A 14,116-nucleotide genomic window follows, 5' to 3' on the forward strand; every position below is an offset into this window, starting at 1 on the left:
GATCAGGCCACCTTGGGTCGCGTAAGCTGCTGCATCACCTGGTCGCGCGGACCGTCCATGATGACGCGGCCGCGCTCCATCACGATGATGCGCTGGACGAGCTGGAGTAGCGGCGGGCGGTGCGTGACGAGCACCATGGTGCGGCCCTGCACCTCGCTCTGCAGCCGATCGATCAGGCTCTGCTCGGTCTGCGTGTCCATGCTGGCGCTGGGCTCGTCGAACACGAGCATCTGCGGCCGGCCGGCGAGCGCGCGAGCGATCGCGATCGACTGGCGCTGGCCGCCCGACAGCCCCTCGCCGCGATCGGCGAGCTTCAGATCGTAGCCATTGGCGATCTGCCCCATGAACTGGTGCGTGCCCGACAGGTCAGCGACGCGCAGCATCTCGGCATCGTCGACGCCTGGGCGGCCGAGCGAGATGTTCTCGCGCACGCTGCCCGTCATCAGCACGCTATCCTGCATCGCAACGCCCATCTGCGCGCGCAGCGTGGCGGGATCGATCTGCCGCACGTCGGTGCCGTCGACCATAACCAGCCCGTCGGCGGGGGGATAAAGGCCGAGGATCAGCCGCGTCACGGTCGACTTGCCCGATCCGACGCGGCCGAGCAGCGCGACGCGCTCGCCCGGTTGGATCGTGAACGACACGCCGTGCAGCGCGGGCTCGCTCGCGCCGGGATAGCGGAAGCTGACGTTGCGGAACTCGATCTTGCCGGCGAGCGTGGCGAGGCGCAGCGGCTCGCCCGTCGGGCCCTCGCTCGGCTGCACCATCATCGCGTTGATCTGGCGATAGGCGGTGCGCGTGGCGGAGAGCCGCGCGAGCAGCTGCGAGATCGTCGCCAGCGGCGCGATCGCGCGCCCGGCGAGCAGCGAGCAGGCGATGAGGCCGCCCGACGTCAGCTCGCGCTCGGCAATTAGGTTGACGCCGACGATCACGACGCCGGCGTAGCTGATCGTGCTCGCCGATCCCGCGACGGTGATCGCGATGGTCGAGATCAGCCGCTGGCGCAGCGACGAATCGGATTGCTGGCGCACCGCATCGATCCAGCGCCGCGACAGCATCGGCCCCGCGCCGGACGCCTTCACCGTCTCCAGCCCGCCGATCGTCTCGACCAGCACCGACTGTTTCGACAGCCCCTCACGCAACGTCCGCGCGGTCAGCCGCTCGAGCGCGGGGTTGGTCGCCCAGGCAGTCAGCAGCACGACCGGAATGATCACCAGCAGCACGATCACCACCTTGCCGCCGATCGCCCAGATCACCGCGACGGTGAGGATCAGGAACGGTAGGTCGACCAATGCCGACATCGTGGCCGATGCGAAGAAATCGCGCAGCGCCTCCAGTTCGCGCATCAGCCCGGCAAGCGCGCCCGTCGATCCGCGCTTCTGATCGAGCCGGATCGCGAGCAGCTTGGCGAAAACGCGCTCGCCAACCTGTTGGTCTATGTCCGCGCCCGCGATGTCGACGAAATAGGAGCGCAACATCTTCAGCACGAAATCGAACACGATGACGATCGTGAAGCCGATCGACAGTGCGACGAGGCTCGACATCGCGTTGTTGGGGATCACGCGATCGTAGATCACCATCGAGAACAGCGAGGTGACGAGCGCAAAGATGTTGATCAGCACCGCCGCGGCCGCGACCTTGAAATACGTCGGCTTGTTTTCGAGCATCGGCTCGAGCAGCCACGGCGCGAAACGCTTCTTGGGATCGGGGACGAGCGTATGGTCGCTCATTGCGGGCGTCCTTGGACTGGATCGGTGATGCCGAGTGTGGGGAGCAACTGGCCGGTCTTCGACAGTAGCACGTAGCGTGACGCGTCGAGCTCGGTAACCGACTGGAGATAGCCGACCGCGGTCTCGAAATAGCTGTCCTCTGCGCCGATCACGTCGAACAGCGTGCCCGACGAGACGCGAAAGCGTTCGGCGATCGTATCGCGCGAGCGGCGGCTGGCGAGATACGTCGCCTCCAGCGCGACGCGCTGTTCCTCGAGCGCCTGGACGTCGGACCAGGCGATCTCCGCGTCGCGTGCTGCCTCGATCGACACGCGGTTCGCGCGCGCCTCGGTCGCGCGGGCACGGGCCTGCGCCTGCTGGTCGCGCTCCTCGATCCCGCCCCACAGGCGCTGGCGCAGCGTCAGCCGCGCGCGCACGTCATAGTCGCGCGGCGTCTCGTAGATGCCGTAGCGCCCGGTATCGAGCCCGGCGGACAGCGTCGGCAGGCGATCGGCATGCGCCGCCTTGGCATCGTTGCGCGCACCTTCCGCCAGCGCACGGGCGGAGCGCACCGCCGGCACGTCCGTTGCGCGGGCGACGGCGAGGTCGCGGCTGATCCCCGCCTGGCCGATGAACGGCGCTCGTGCCAGCCCGGCGGGTGGCGGCGTGCCGGCGAGCGACTGGAAGCGCGCTGCGGCCTGCGCCTCCAGCCGGCGGAAGCGTGCCAATCGCGCATCGGCGGAAGCGATGTAGCTGTCGACCCGCGCGATGTCGGCCTCCGCCGACACACCGCGTCGGATGCGTTCCTGCACCATGACGCGCAGCTCGCGCTGGCTGGCGGCGAACGCGGTCGATAGCGCGACGAGCGAGCGATAGGTGAAAACGTCGTACCACGCCGCCAGCGTCTGCAGCGCAACGCGATCCTGTGCGCCAAGGATGTCGGTCTCCGCCGCGCGCAGCCGCTCGCGCGCGGCGCCGATCCGCGCGTCCGCGCTACCCCCGTCGAGAAGCAGCTGATCGACCGACAGCAGCTGATCGGTACGCCGACCGGGGCGCGATTCCTCGATGATGTTCTCGACGTTGTTGCCGAAGTTGCGCGACAGCACCTTGTAGCTGGTGATGGTGACGTCGACGGTGGGACGGCGCACCGCGCGTGCTTCGCCCAGCGCGGCGCTGGCCTCGTCGCGCGTCGCGCTCGCTTCGTCCGCCTCAGGCGCACGGGCGATCGATTCGATGACGATGCGCTGCAGCAACTCGACCGGCGCGGTCGTCCGCGTCAGCGCGAGCAGCGGGTCGGACGCGGCGCTCACCCCCATCGGATTGCCGCTGTGCGTCGGCAGCAGCGGGGTGGTGGGGGAAGGAGCGGGCGGGGCGGCAGGCGCGGGCATCGCTGGCGCGGGAGCGCCCGCCATGGGTGGCACGGCCTGTTCACCAAGCACGAGCGCAGCCAGCGCCAGGCCCATCGCCGACGCGCCGATCACATCCTGCTCCTGAAAAACACCACGCGAACCATCTATCCCCCCCGGGACAAGATCGCGCCTCTATCGTGCGGGGAAGCGTTCGCCAAGTATTGTGACCGCTTGTTAAATAAAAGCCGGCGGAGCGTTACTGGCCGAACACACCGGCGCGGTAGAGCAGGGTAATCGCGACGCGGCGGTTGCGCGGATCCATCGGATCCTTCTCGATCATCGGTTCGCGATCGGCGACGCCTTCGATGCGGTGGAAGCGGCCCTCGGGAATGCCGCCGAGCAGCAGCCGGCGGCGCGTCGCCTCGGCGCGGCTGGTGGCGAGCATCCAATTGTTCATCGCGCGCGGATCGCCGAATGGCAGGCTGTCGGTATGGCCGCGGATCATGATCGGGTTCTGCGTCGCCTTGATCCCGTCCGCGACCATGCCGATCAGCTGGGACGCGTCGCTTTCCAGCGCGGTCGTGCCGAGTGCGAACATCGAATAATCGGCATCGTCGACCAGATCGATCCGCATGCCCTGCGGCGTCATGGTGAAGCGGATGTGCTTGGCCAGCGCGGCGAGGCTCTTGCGCTCCTTGAGCTGCTGCTCGACCTGCTGCTTCAGCTTGGCGAAATTCTTGCGGTCCTCCGCCGCGACCGCGTCCGGGCTGCGCAGCGATCCCTTGCGCCCGGTGCCGATATCCTTGCCGCCAGCGCCGTCGACCTTGGAGACGATCGTCGGCATGCGCGAATTGCCGTCGTGCGGCCCGGTCTTCATCTGCGAGGTGACCGATTCGCCGCCGAGCAGCCCGCTGCCGCCGATGCCGAGCGATTTGGTGTTGAGGACGGTCGGCGCGAAATAGTCCGCAATGCCCTTGCGCTGCTTCTCCGATGTCGCGCCGAGCAGCCACATGAGGAGGAAGAACGCCATCATCGCGGTCACGAAATCGGCGTAGGCGACCTTCCAGGCGCCGCCATGGTGCCCGCCATGCCCCTCGATATAGATCTTCTTGACGATGATCTTGGGCGGCTGGTTGTTCCCGTGGGGCGCGCGCGCGGCCATTTACTTGCCCCTGAGGCCGTCGAACACCTCGGCGAAGCCAGGCTGGTTGGTGTGCGCGATGCCCGAGCGCGCCGCTTCGATGACGAGCGGCTGCGGGTGGCCGTGGAGCGAGGCGATGATGATCTGCTTCACCACGTGATAGATCGCCGCATCGGCATCGATCACCTGCTTCAGCCGCGAGGCGAGCGGGCTGACGATACCGTAGGCGAGCAGCACGCCGAGGAACGTGCCGACCAGCGCCGATCCGATCATGCCGCCGAGGACTGAGGGCGGCTTGTCGATCGAGCCCATCGTCTTCACCACGCCGAGCACCGCGGCGACGATGCCGAGCGCGGGAAGTGCGTCAGCGAGCGACGAGAGCGTCGTGTGCGGCCCTTCCACCTCGTGGTGGTGGGTCTTGATCGCATTATCCATCACGTCCTCGACCGCGTGCACGTCGAGCGTGCCCGACGAGACGACGACGAGGCGCAGCGTGTCGGCGATGAGGGCGACCAGCGTGTGATCGGCGAGGAGCCGCGGATATTCGGCGAAGACCGCGGAGGATTTGGGATCCTCGACGTGCGGCTCGAGCGCGATCGGCCCGTCCATCCGCAGCATCTTCATCAGCTTGCTGACGAGGAAGATGACGTCGAGATAATCCTGCTTCTTGTACTTCGGCCCCTTGAACACCTTGGCGAGGCCGCCGCCCATCGCCTTCAGCTCCTTGCCCGAATTGCCGATGATCAGCGCGCCCGCCGCGGCGCCGCCGATGATCAGCATCTCGTGCGGCAGCGCGTGCAGCACGGGGCCGAGCGCGCCGCCAGTAATGGCGAAGCCACCGAACACCATGGCAATGAGGACGACGAGGCCGATGGCGGCGAACATGTGTTTCCCCGGGACAGGAGCAATTCGCGCTGATGGTTAACCCGACATGGTAGCCAAGAGGTTACCGGGCGGAGGTTTTTCTATCGCTTGGCGGCGCCGGCGCGCGCGCGCGGCGGATCAGCGCAGGTAATCGAACAGCGACAGGCTGGAGAGCTTGGAGAAGCTCGCCTGCGTCGCCTGGAGGATCGTCATCGTCTTCTGCAGCTCGACGATCGTCTCGGTCGGATCGGCATCCTCGATGCCCGAGCGGGCGACCTCGCGGTCGTCCGCCGCGCTCTTCAGCTGCGCGGCGAACAGATCGACGCGCGCCGCGCGCGCGCCGAGCGAGGCTTGCGTCCCGATCACCTGGTCGGCGACCGTATCGAGCGTGTCGGACGCACCCTCGGGCACCTCCTCGTCTGCACGCAGCGCGGTGACGATCGCCGTCAGCGCGGCGGCAATGTCGCTCGTCGGCGTGGCGAGGAAATCCTTGGCATTGACGGTCGCCTCGACGCTCTGCCCGTCGCCTAGCGGCATCGCCGGCGCCTTGCCGATCGCGAAGGTCAGGCCATCGCCATTCCGCGTCGCCGCCGCACCGTCGTCCTTGCCGCCGAACAGTGGCATGCCGCGCGCGTCCTTGGCATTGGCGAGCGAGACGACCGACTGGAGGATACCGTCGAGCTCGGTCGCGATCGCCGCCTTGGCGCTCGCCGAATTGGTGCCGCTCTTCGCCTGCACGACGAGTTCGGCGGCGCGTTGCAGCCGATCGGTCATCTGCGTCAGCGTGGTGCCCGCCTGCTGCAGCGTCGACTGCGCGAGCTTGACGTTGGCCGCGTCCTGCACGCCGTCGGCGTTGGCGCGCTGGATACCCTGCAACCGCTGGTAGCCGACCGAATCGTCGGACGGCTTCAGCAGCTTCTTGCCGGTCGAAATCTGCTCGTTGAACGTATCGAACTTCGACTGGAGCGCCTGCATCGTGCTCGTCGAGCGATCGTAGAACAGGCTGGTGGAAAGGTTGACGCTCATCAGCGGATATCCAGCAGGGTCTGCAACGTCTCGCGCGCGATCGAGATGACGCGGCTCGATGCCTGATAGGCTTGCTGGAAGCGCAGCAGGTCGACAGCTTCCGAATCGAGATCGACACCCGATACCGCGTCGCGCGCGGCGATCGCGCCGTCGTGGATCGCGGTCTGCGCCGCGGCGATGGTGCGGCGCGTCTGGATCGCGGCGGCGTTGCCGCTGACCAGCGCGGTCAGCCCGCCTTCGACGCCTGTCGAGCTTCGCAGCGCCTCGAGTTTGGCGAGGTTGCCGTTGCCGCGGGTACCTTCGCCGACGCTCGCCGCGGCGATGCCGCGCGGATCGTCGAGCGTCATCGTGATGTCGGTCGGCGCGGCGCCAACGGTGAACATCGCGCTGCCGGCGGTGCCGTCAAGCGTCCGCCCGCCAGCCTGCGTCTCGTTGACCGTGTCGACAAAGGTGGTCGCAAGATCGCCGAGCGCACTGCGTGCATCTGCGATCCGCTGCGCGCCGTCGACAACGCCACCGAGCGCTCCGCCGCCCGGCGTCAGCACCGACGTATCCTTGCCCGACTGCACCGCGAAGACCACCGCGCCCGCGGCGTTGCGCGCATAGCTCACGGCCGACACCTGGTTGCCGCTGACGAGCGCGACGCCGTTGCCGCCGCCCGCACGCACGCTGGCGCGACCGAAGCCGTCGATCGTCGCGCTGACGTCGACCAGCCCGCTCATCTTCTCGAGGATCGCGTCGCGCTGATCGGCGAGATTGGCCGCCGCCGCACTGCCCGCGCCGACGCGGCCCAGCCCGTCATTGATCTTCGCAAGCGCGGCCGAGAGCCCATTGAGATCGGCGACCGCCTGATCCGCCGTCGCGTCGAGCTCGCCCGTCGCGTTGGCGAGCGCGGCGCCGGTCGAGGTGAACGCGCCGGCTACGGCGCGCGCCTGCTCGAGCATCGCGGCGCGCGGCGCGGTGGCGGTAGGATCGGCGGCGACGCCTTTGGCCGCCGTGAAGAAGGCGGTGAGGCGGGTGTCGAGATCGGCGCCGGTGAGCGCGGTTTGGATGCGATCGAGCCACACCCCGCCCGCTTCGGTACGCGCCAGATCGGCGCCCGATGCGCGGACGGAGGCGGCCTTGAACATGTCCGCCGCGCGGCTGACGCCGGTGACGAACACGCCGTGGCCGCTGGTCGCGCCGGACGCGGTGACCGAGACGACTTCCTTCGTCGTGATCGTGCGGCGCGAATAGCCCTCGACCCCGCCGTTCGCGATGTTCTCCGACACCACGGACAGCGCGGCCTGATTCGCGCGGACGCCCGATGCGCCGATGGAAAGAAGGTCGCTCACGCCGGCGGCATCGCCGATCGCTGGTTAAGATCGGGTTTCGCTTCGGCCGAAGCGGACGCATCGTTGGTCTGGTCCGTCGGTTTATCCGCCGCCGTTGCCGAAAGGCCACGCGACAGGAAGTCGGTCATCGCCTTGCCGATCCCAAGCGGTGTGTGCTCCGCCATCTGCTGGACCAGCTTCTGATCCTGCATATCGCGGAAGGTGTCGATCGCTTGGCTGTCGAACAGCGGGTCGGCAAGCTTCGCGGCGCGCATCGACTTCAGCATCATCGCGGTGAACACCGATTCGAACTGCTGCCCGGCCGCTGCGAGATTTTCACGCGTCTGCGCGCGCTTCAGCCCGGTATCGATTCCGGTCGCGCCGGATATGGTGCCGACGGGCGGGGGCGTGATCTGCGTCACAGGACGATCAGCTCGGCCTTGAGCGCGCCGGCCTCCTTCAGCGCCTCGAGGATCGCGACCAGATCGGCCGGCGAGGCGCCGATGGCGTTCACCGCCTTGACGATGTCGGCGAGCTTCGGACCGGGGGCGAGCAGGAACATCGGGCGATGCTCCTCGTCGACCGCGACGCCCGATTTCTGCTCGGTCGCGGTCTGCCCCTGACTGAACGGCGCTGGCTGGCTGATGCGCTGATTCTCGTCGATCCGCACCGTCAGCTTGCCGTGCGTCACCGCCGCCGGGCCGACGCGCACCGCCGAATTGATGACCACGGTGCCCGAGCGCGCGTTGACGATCACCTTGGCGGGCGGCTCGGCCGAGGTGACGTCGAGATTCTCGATCGTCGACATCAGCGTCGCGCGTACGTCTGCGCCCATTGGTGCACGGACCGCGACCGACACGGCGTCGATCGCCTGCGCGGTGCCGAAGCCCAGCCGCTGATTGATCGCGCCGGCGACGTTCTGCGCGGTGGTGAAATCGGCGCGTTGCAGGTTGAAGGTCAGCGTCGGCGTGTCGGCGAAGCCGGTCGCCACCGCGCGCTCCACCGTCGCGCCTTCCGGGATGCGGCCGGTGGAGGGGGTGTTGACGACGATCTGCGAGCCGTCCTTGCCCTCCGCGCCGAGCCCGCCGACGGCGAGGTTGCCCTGCGCCATCGCATAGACCTGCCCGTCCGCGCCGAGCAGCGGCGCCATGATTAGGCTGCCGCCGCGCAAGCTCTTCGCCTTGCCCATCGACGAGACGGTGATGTCGATCCGCTGCCCCGGCTTGGCGAACGCGGGCAGCTCGGCGGTGATCATCACCACTGCGGCGTTCTTGAGCCCCGGATTGGCATTCGGCGGCAGCTGCAGCCCGAAACGCGAGGCGACCGCCTTCATCGACTGGACGGTATATTCGAGATTGTCGTCCCCCGTGCCCGGCAGGCCGACGACGACGCCGTAGCCGGTCAGCTGGTTCGAGCGGATGCCCTGGAAGCCGCCGAGATCCTTGATCCGATCGGCCGTGGCGGGCGCCGCGATCAGCGATGCGGCGAGGCAGGCGAGGAGGAGGCGAAGCATCGTCATGGGGCGGGACCGTGCAGTCGGCATGGTTAACGGGCGGCTAAGAGGCATCAGAACGGGCTCACCACCTGGAAGAAGCGGCTGAGCCAGCCCTGGCGGCCGGCACGCGCGACGTCGCCCTTGCCGGTATAGGCGATCTGCGCGTCGGCAACGCGAGTCGAGAGCACGCGGTTGTCGCGATCGACGTCGGCGGTGCGGACGATGCCCTTGATCTGGACGAATTCGTCGCCGCGGTTGAGCGTGACGCGCTTCTGCCCCTGGACGAGCATCGTGCCGTTGGGGAACACCTGCGCCACCGTGACCGACACTTCGCCCGACAGCGAATTGGCCTGGCCCGCGGTGCCGACACCGTTGAAATTGCGATCGCCGCTGATGCTCGCGTCGGAGCGGTTGAAGAGGTTGAGCGCGCCCGTCGTCGGTGGCGTGATGCCGAAGCCGCCACCTGAATCGAGCTTCGACGTCGACGATTTCGACGCCGCCGTCCGCTCGACCAGCACGATCGTCAGCGGATCGCCGACGCGCCGTGCGCGCCAGCCCTCGTGCAGCGCGGCATAGCCGTCCGCTGCCTGGAAGATCGCGCCGCTTGCGGGCGCGGGGGCGGCCAGCGGCGGCGCCGCAACGGGGGCGAGGCGCACCGCGGTGAAATCCTCCGCCGGCTTCTTCTTGCCGAACAGCCCGGCTTCGGCGGGCGCGGGCACGAACGCCGCGGCGACGAGCGCCGCGGTGGCGGCGCCGAGCGCGAGCTCGATCCAGTGCGCGGCGAACGGATTGGGGGCGCGTGATGCCATCGTCGTCGCCCTTTAGATGTTCTGGTTGACGTATTTGAGCATGTCGTCGGTCGCCGAGATCATCTTGGAATTGACCTCGTACGCCCTCTGCGTCTCGATCATGTCGACAAGCTCTTCGACGACGTTGACGTTGGACGCCTCCAGCATGCCCTGGCGGATCTTGCCGCGCCCGTCCTCGCCCGGCACGCCGAGATTGGCGGCGCCCGACGACGCGGTTTCGACGAGGTAATTGTCGCCGATCGACTGCAGCCCCGCGGTATTGGGGAAGCTCGCCACCTGCACCTGGCCGAGGTTCTGCGCCTCGTTCTGGCCGGGGATCGTCGCCGAGACGGTGCCGTCGGTGCCGACGGTGATCGAAGTGGCGTTCTCGGGAATCGTGATCCCCGGCATCACCTGATACCCCTCCGACGTGATCAGGAGACCCTCGGGCGAGCGAGAGAAGTTGCCCGCGCGCGTGTAGCCGAGCTGCCCGCCCGGCAGCTGCACCTGGAACATGCCGTCGCCGTCGAGCGCCATGTCGAGGCTGTTGCCGGTGGTGTTGAGCGACCCTTGCGTATCGATTCGCGCGGTGCCCTGCACGCGCACGCCGGTGCCGAGATTCAGCCCGGTGGCGTACTTCGTCTCCTGCGTCGACTGCGCGCCGGGTGCGGTGATCACCTGGTAGCTCAGCGTCTCGAACGCCGCGCGGTCGCGCTTGTACCCGGTGGTGTTGACGTTCGCGAGGTTGTTCGAGATCACCCGCATGCGCGTATCCTGGGCGTCGAGCCCGGTGCGCGCAATGTGCATGGCGGCAGTGGTCATGTCTCTATCGTCCTTATTCTATCGCGCGGGGATCAGCCGGGCATCCGCATGACGGAGGCGGCGCCTTCGTCCATCGTCTTGGCTTCCTTGAGCAGGTTCGCCTGCACTTCGTAGCTGCGCTGATTCTCGATCATGTCGACCAGCACCTGCGTCATGTTGACGTTGCTCTGCTCGAGCGTGCCCGACGCGACCTTGGCGTCGAGGTTCTCGGGCAGCACCCCGCCGCCGCGCACGTGCATCAGATTGTCGAGCCCCTTGGTCGTCGACGATCCCTTGTCGGAGACGACCTTGATCCGGTCGATCACCGTCGTCTCGGTCGCCTCGGCCCCCTGCGGCACGATCGAGATCGATCCGTCCGAGCCGATCGACAGTGAATTGTACGGCGGCACGGTGATCGGCCCGCCCGAGCCCATCACCAGATAGCCGTCGCCCGTCTGCAACGTGCCCGATGCCGAGACGCTGAGGTCGCCGCGGCGCGTATAGGCCTCGGTGCCGTCGGGCGCCTGCACCGCGATCCAGCTCGTCGCGTCGGTCAGCGCCACGTCGAGGTTGCGCCCGGTCTGCGTCAGCGCGCCGACCGAGCGATCGGCGTCGGTCACTTCCTGCGCCGCGGGCGCGCGCGCCTCGAACCGGCTGCCGCCGCCCTTCAGCTCGATTCGGTCGAACACGACGCGGTCGGCGCGAAAGCCGGTCGTCGATGCGTTCGCCATGTTGTTGGCGATCGCGGCCTGCGCCGCCATGTGCGCCTTGAGCCCCGTCGCCGCAGTATAGACCAATTTATCCATGCAACGTGCCCCCGACGCTCAGATCACGAGCGGATGTTGAAGATCGTCTGCGAGATCTGGCTCGCGGTATCGAGCGCCTTGGCATTCGCCTGGAAATTGCGCTGCGCGCTGATCAGCTCGACCAGCTCCTCGGTGATGTCGACGTTCGAGCCCTCGACGGTACCCGACATCAGCTTGCCGAAGCCGTTCTCGTTCGCGCTGCCCATCGTCGCGCTGCCCGACAGGCCGGTCGAGCTCCAGTAATTGCCGCCGTTCTGGCGCAGCCCGGTCGGGTTGACGAAATTCGCCAGCGCGACCTTGCCCAGCTTCACCGCGTCGCCGTTCGAATAGCTCGCCATGATGACGCCGGCGCTGTCGACGGCGATGCCGGAGAATTCGCCGAGCGCGGTGCCGTCCTGCGTGCGCGCGGTGATCGCGAATGGCTGCTTGGTCGCCGTTGCGCCAGCTAGGTCGAGCGTTATCGTGCGCGGGTCGCCGCCGGCGACCGGGAACTTGAGCGCTGCGCCGCTACCGGAAACGAGATTGCCGTCGCTGTCGAACGCCATTTCGATCGGGCCGCCATCCTCGGGCGCGCTCTCGCCGAGGAAGCTGTGGACCGTCCAATTGGTGGCCTTGCTCACCGTGCCGTCGCCGGCGGTCTCATCGGGCTTGCGCACGAAATACTGCGTCAGCGTCTGCGCATTGCCCTGGGCATCGTAGACGGTGGTGCTCGTCGAGTGCGTGAAGGTGGCCGGGTTCGAGCGGCTGAATTCCGCGTCGGTGCCCTTCGCACCTGCGTTGAGTGCGGCCTTGATCGTCACCGTCGACGTCGCCGTCGCCTCGCCGCTCGTCGCGGGCACCTGCACGTCGATCAGCGTGCCGACGCCGGGAACGGTGCCGTCGGTTTCGACCGCATAGGCCTGCAGCCGGCTGCCCTGCGCATCGGTGATGTAGCGATTGGGGTCGACCGCAAAGGTGCCGTTGCGCGTGTAGGCGACCGTCGCGCCGCCCGCCGCCGGCGTCTTCACCGCGAAGAAGCCGTCACCCGCCACCGCGAGATCGAGCGACGAGCCGGTGGTGACGAGGCTGCCCTCGCCGAACATCTGCTTGTTCTGCGCCAGCGCGGTGCCCGAACCGACGAGCCGGCGCGGATCGCTGGTGAAGTTCGACGCCATGATGTCGGTAAATTCGCTGCGGCTCTTCTTGAAGCCGTTGGTCGAGACGTTGGCGAGGTTGTGCGAGATCGTCGACATATCGGTCTGCGCGGCCTGCAGACCCGAGAGCGAGGTGTAGAAGGACATGGGGGTTGCTCCTGGAAACGGGAAAAGGGGTGCGGGCTGGATCAGCCGATCTGGCGAACGGCGCTGGCGGGTACCTCGCCGATCCCCGGCAAGGTGAGGACGGCGGCGCCGCTGGTGGTCGAGACGGAGGTGACGGGCGCCCAGACGAGGCCGGTCGCGGCGATCGCCTGCGTCCCGTCGTTGGCGCTCACCTGCACGGTGAACGGTCCGCTGCCACCGTCCGCGCCGGCCAGATCCTTGCCGTCCCAATCGTAGGCGATCGTGCCGGCCTTCTGCGCGCCGAGATCGGCGGTGTGCAGCAGCTGGCCGTTCGCATCGGAGATCGAGACGGTGACCTGGCTCGCGTCCGCACCAAGCTCGACCGCGCCGGCGATGCCGCCCGCCGACCGACCGTAGGCGGTGCTGCCCGGCGTCAGCACCGTGCGCCCGACGTAGCTTACCGCATCCTGCATGCTCGTCGCGCCGAGCTTGTCTGCGATCGCCTTCAGCGTCGAGCCCATCTCGGTGATCCCGGCGAGCGACGAGAATTGCGCCATCTGCGCGACCATCTGCGTGTTGTCGACCGGATCGAACGGATCCTGGTTCTTCATCTGCGCAGTCATCAGCTTCAGGAAATCGGCCTGGCCGAGCGAGGCGGACTTGGCCGTCGCGGTTTTCGCGGCGCCGTTTGCGGTGCTGCTGATCCCGAGGTTCGCGATCGTGCTGTCGAAGGAGGTGGCCATCTATCAGCGCCCCATCTTCAGCGTATCGACGATCAACGACTTGGCGGTGTTCATCACCTCGACGTTGTTCTGATAGGAGCGCGCGGTCTCCATCATATCGACCAGCTCGCGCGTCTCGTCGACGGCGGATTGGTAGACGTAGCCGTCCTTGTCGGCCATCGGGTTGTTCGGATCGCGGATCTTGATCGGCTCTTCGCCCGCGGTGACCACGCGCTCGACATCCACCGTCGCCATGCCGCTCGCCTGATCGAACTGCGTGCGAAACACGGGCTTCATGCTGCGATACGCCGTTGCCGACGATCCAGTCACCGCGCCCGCGTTGGCGAGGTTCGAGGCGGTGGTGTTCATCCGCACGAGCTGCGCGGACATCGCGCGACCGGCGACTTGGAAGATCGAGATCGGATTGGCGGCCATGGCTTATTCTCCCCGCAGCGCGCGCGTGAGCTGGTTGATGCGGCCGTTCAGGAACGACAGCGTCGTCTGATACTGGACGGCGTTCTCGGCGAAGGCGGTCTGCTCCTTGCTGAGCTCGACCGTGTTGCCGTCCATCGAAGGCGAGTCGGGCACGCGGTACAGCAGCGCCTGATCGATCCCGCTCGCGCCCTGTCGCTCGACCGAGGCGAGCGCCTTGGTGAAGTCGATATCGCGCGCCTTGAAGTTCGGCGTCGAAGCGTTGGCGATGTTCGACGCGAGCACGTTCATGCGCTGCGCGCGCACCTCGAGCGCCGCTCCGTGAACGCCGAATAGACTGTCGCTGGCCACTGCCCGAACTCCTGCACGTCTGATGCGCGGGACAATCAGCAAGTGGCGTGCCAAGTGCCG

General features: G+C 67.7%; 15 protein-coding genes. All 15 read right to left on the reverse strand.

Annotated features, from left to right (window positions below):
- Window positions 1-2: 2 nt before the first annotated feature.
- Window positions 3-1,730, reverse strand: coding sequence for a type I secretion system permease/ATPase (locus B7L05_RS00560; protein ID WP_085808267.1), 1,728 nt, complete (start codon window positions 1,728-1,730; stop codon window positions 3-5).
- On the reverse strand, window positions 1,727-3,190 hold the full coding sequence (locus B7L05_RS00565) for a TolC family protein (protein WP_085808268.1): 1,464 nt from the start codon (window positions 3,188-3,190) through the stop codon (window positions 1,727-1,729). The genes B7L05_RS00560 and B7L05_RS00565 overlap by 4 nt, the downstream gene beginning before the upstream one ends.
- Before the next feature lie 124 nt (window positions 3,191-3,314).
- Window positions 3,315-4,220, reverse strand: a complete 906-nt coding sequence (locus tag B7L05_RS00570; RefSeq protein ID WP_085808269.1) for a flagellar motor protein MotB — start codon at window positions 4,218-4,220, stop codon at window positions 3,315-3,317.
- Window positions 4,221-5,084, reverse strand: a complete 864-nt coding sequence (gene motA, locus B7L05_RS00575; RefSeq protein WP_085808270.1) for a flagellar motor stator protein MotA — start codon at window positions 5,082-5,084, stop codon at window positions 4,221-4,223.
- Between the two features lie 117 nt (window positions 5,085-5,201).
- Window positions 5,202-6,089 (reverse strand): flagellar hook-associated protein FlgL, encoded by an 888-nt coding sequence (gene flgL / locus B7L05_RS00580; protein ID WP_085808271.1) that lies wholly within the window; start codon window positions 6,087-6,089, stop codon window positions 5,202-5,204.
- A complete protein-coding gene (gene flgK, locus B7L05_RS00585; protein ID WP_085808272.1) occupies window positions 6,089-7,423 on the reverse strand; it encodes a flagellar hook-associated protein FlgK in 1,335 nt (444 codons plus the stop codon). Before flgK ends, flgL begins: the two co-directional genes overlap by 1 nt.
- Window positions 7,420-7,824, reverse strand: coding sequence for a rod-binding protein (locus tag B7L05_RS00590; protein ID WP_256926544.1), 405 nt, complete (start codon window positions 7,822-7,824; stop codon window positions 7,420-7,422). Before B7L05_RS00590 ends, flgK begins: the two co-directional genes overlap by 4 nt.
- Complete coding sequence (locus B7L05_RS00595; RefSeq protein ID WP_085808414.1) at window positions 7,821-8,915, reverse strand: flagellar basal body P-ring protein FlgI; 1,095 nt, start codon at window positions 8,913-8,915, stop codon at window positions 7,821-7,823. Before B7L05_RS00595 ends, B7L05_RS00590 begins: the two co-directional genes overlap by 4 nt.
- A 53-nt stretch (window positions 8,916-8,968) precedes the next feature.
- Entirely contained in the window at window positions 8,969-9,706 is a 738-nt protein-coding gene (locus tag B7L05_RS00600; RefSeq protein WP_085808273.1) for a flagellar basal body L-ring protein FlgH, read from the reverse strand.
- Between the two features lie 12 nt (window positions 9,707-9,718).
- Entirely contained in the window at window positions 9,719-10,507 is a 789-nt protein-coding gene (flgG, locus tag B7L05_RS00605) for a flagellar basal-body rod protein FlgG (protein ID WP_085808274.1), read from the reverse strand.
- A gap of 32 nt (window positions 10,508-10,539) precedes the next feature.
- A complete protein-coding gene (locus B7L05_RS00610) occupies window positions 10,540-11,292 on the reverse strand; it encodes a flagellar basal body rod protein FlgF (protein ID WP_085808275.1) in 753 nt (250 codons plus the stop codon).
- A gap of 23 nt (window positions 11,293-11,315) precedes the next feature.
- Window positions 11,316-12,572, reverse strand: coding sequence for a flagellar hook protein FlgE (locus tag B7L05_RS00615; protein ID WP_085808276.1), 1,257 nt, complete (start codon window positions 12,570-12,572; stop codon window positions 11,316-11,318).
- Window positions 12,573-12,613: 41 nt separating this feature from the next.
- Window positions 12,614-13,294 carry a flagellar hook assembly protein FlgD gene (locus B7L05_RS00620; protein ID WP_085808277.1) on the reverse strand — a complete coding sequence of 227 codons (681 nt, stop codon included), beginning with the start codon at window positions 13,292-13,294 and terminating at the stop codon, window positions 12,614-12,616.
- A gap of 3 nt (window positions 13,295-13,297) precedes the next feature.
- Window positions 13,298-13,708 carry a flagellar basal body rod protein FlgC gene (gene flgC / locus B7L05_RS00625; protein WP_085808278.1) on the reverse strand — a complete coding sequence of 137 codons (411 nt, stop codon included), beginning with the start codon at window positions 13,706-13,708 and terminating at the stop codon, window positions 13,298-13,300.
- Window positions 13,709-13,711: 3 nt separating this feature from the next.
- Window positions 13,712-14,056, reverse strand: a complete 345-nt coding sequence (locus tag B7L05_RS00630; protein WP_085808279.1) for a flagellar basal body protein — start codon at window positions 14,054-14,056, stop codon at window positions 13,712-13,714.
- Window positions 14,057-14,116 lie beyond the last annotated feature (60 nt).

Origin of the sequence: Sphingomonas sp. TZW2008 (assembly GCF_002117915.1) — a bacterium.
Taxonomy (GTDB): Bacteria; Pseudomonadota; Alphaproteobacteria; order Sphingomonadales; family Sphingomonadaceae; genus Sphingomonas.

What these genes read in the sequence shown, in the direction of transcription:
- B7L05_RS00560 (WP_085808267.1), bottom strand. Translation starts at nt 1,730, where the DNA reads ATGAGCGACCATACGCTCGTCCCCGATCCCAAGAAGCGTTTCGCGCCG.
- B7L05_RS00570 (WP_085808269.1), bottom strand. Translation starts at nt 4,220, where the DNA reads ATGGCCGCGCGCGCGCCCCACGGGAACAACCAGCCGCCCAAGATCATC.
- motA (WP_085808270.1), bottom strand. Translation starts at nt 5,084, where the DNA reads ATGTTCGCCGCCATCGGCCTCGTCGTCCTCATTGCCATGGTGTTCGGT.
- flgL (WP_085808271.1), bottom strand. Translation starts at nt 6,089, where the DNA reads ATGAGCGTCAACCTTTCCACCAGCCTGTTCTACGATCGCTCGACGAGC.
- B7L05_RS00595 (WP_085808414.1), bottom strand. Translation starts at nt 8,915, where the DNA reads ATGCTTCGCCTCCTCCTCGCCTGCCTCGCCGCATCGCTGATCGCGGCG.
- B7L05_RS00600 (WP_085808273.1), bottom strand. Translation starts at nt 9,706, where the DNA reads ATGGCATCACGCGCCCCCAATCCGTTCGCCGCGCACTGGATCGAGCTC.
- flgG (WP_085808274.1), bottom strand. Translation starts at nt 10,507, where the DNA reads ATGACCACTGCCGCCATGCACATTGCGCGCACCGGGCTCGACGCCCAG.
- B7L05_RS00610 (WP_085808275.1), bottom strand. Translation starts at nt 11,292, where the DNA reads ATGGATAAATTGGTCTATACTGCGGCGACGGGGCTCAAGGCGCACATG.
- B7L05_RS00615 (WP_085808276.1), bottom strand. Translation starts at nt 12,572, where the DNA reads ATGTCCTTCTACACCTCGCTCTCGGGTCTGCAGGCCGCGCAGACCGAT.
- B7L05_RS00620 (WP_085808277.1), bottom strand. Translation starts at nt 13,294, where the DNA reads ATGGCCACCTCCTTCGACAGCACGATCGCGAACCTCGGGATCAGCAGC.
- flgC (WP_085808278.1), bottom strand. Translation starts at nt 13,708, where the DNA reads ATGGCCGCCAATCCGATCTCGATCTTCCAAGTCGCCGGTCGCGCGATG.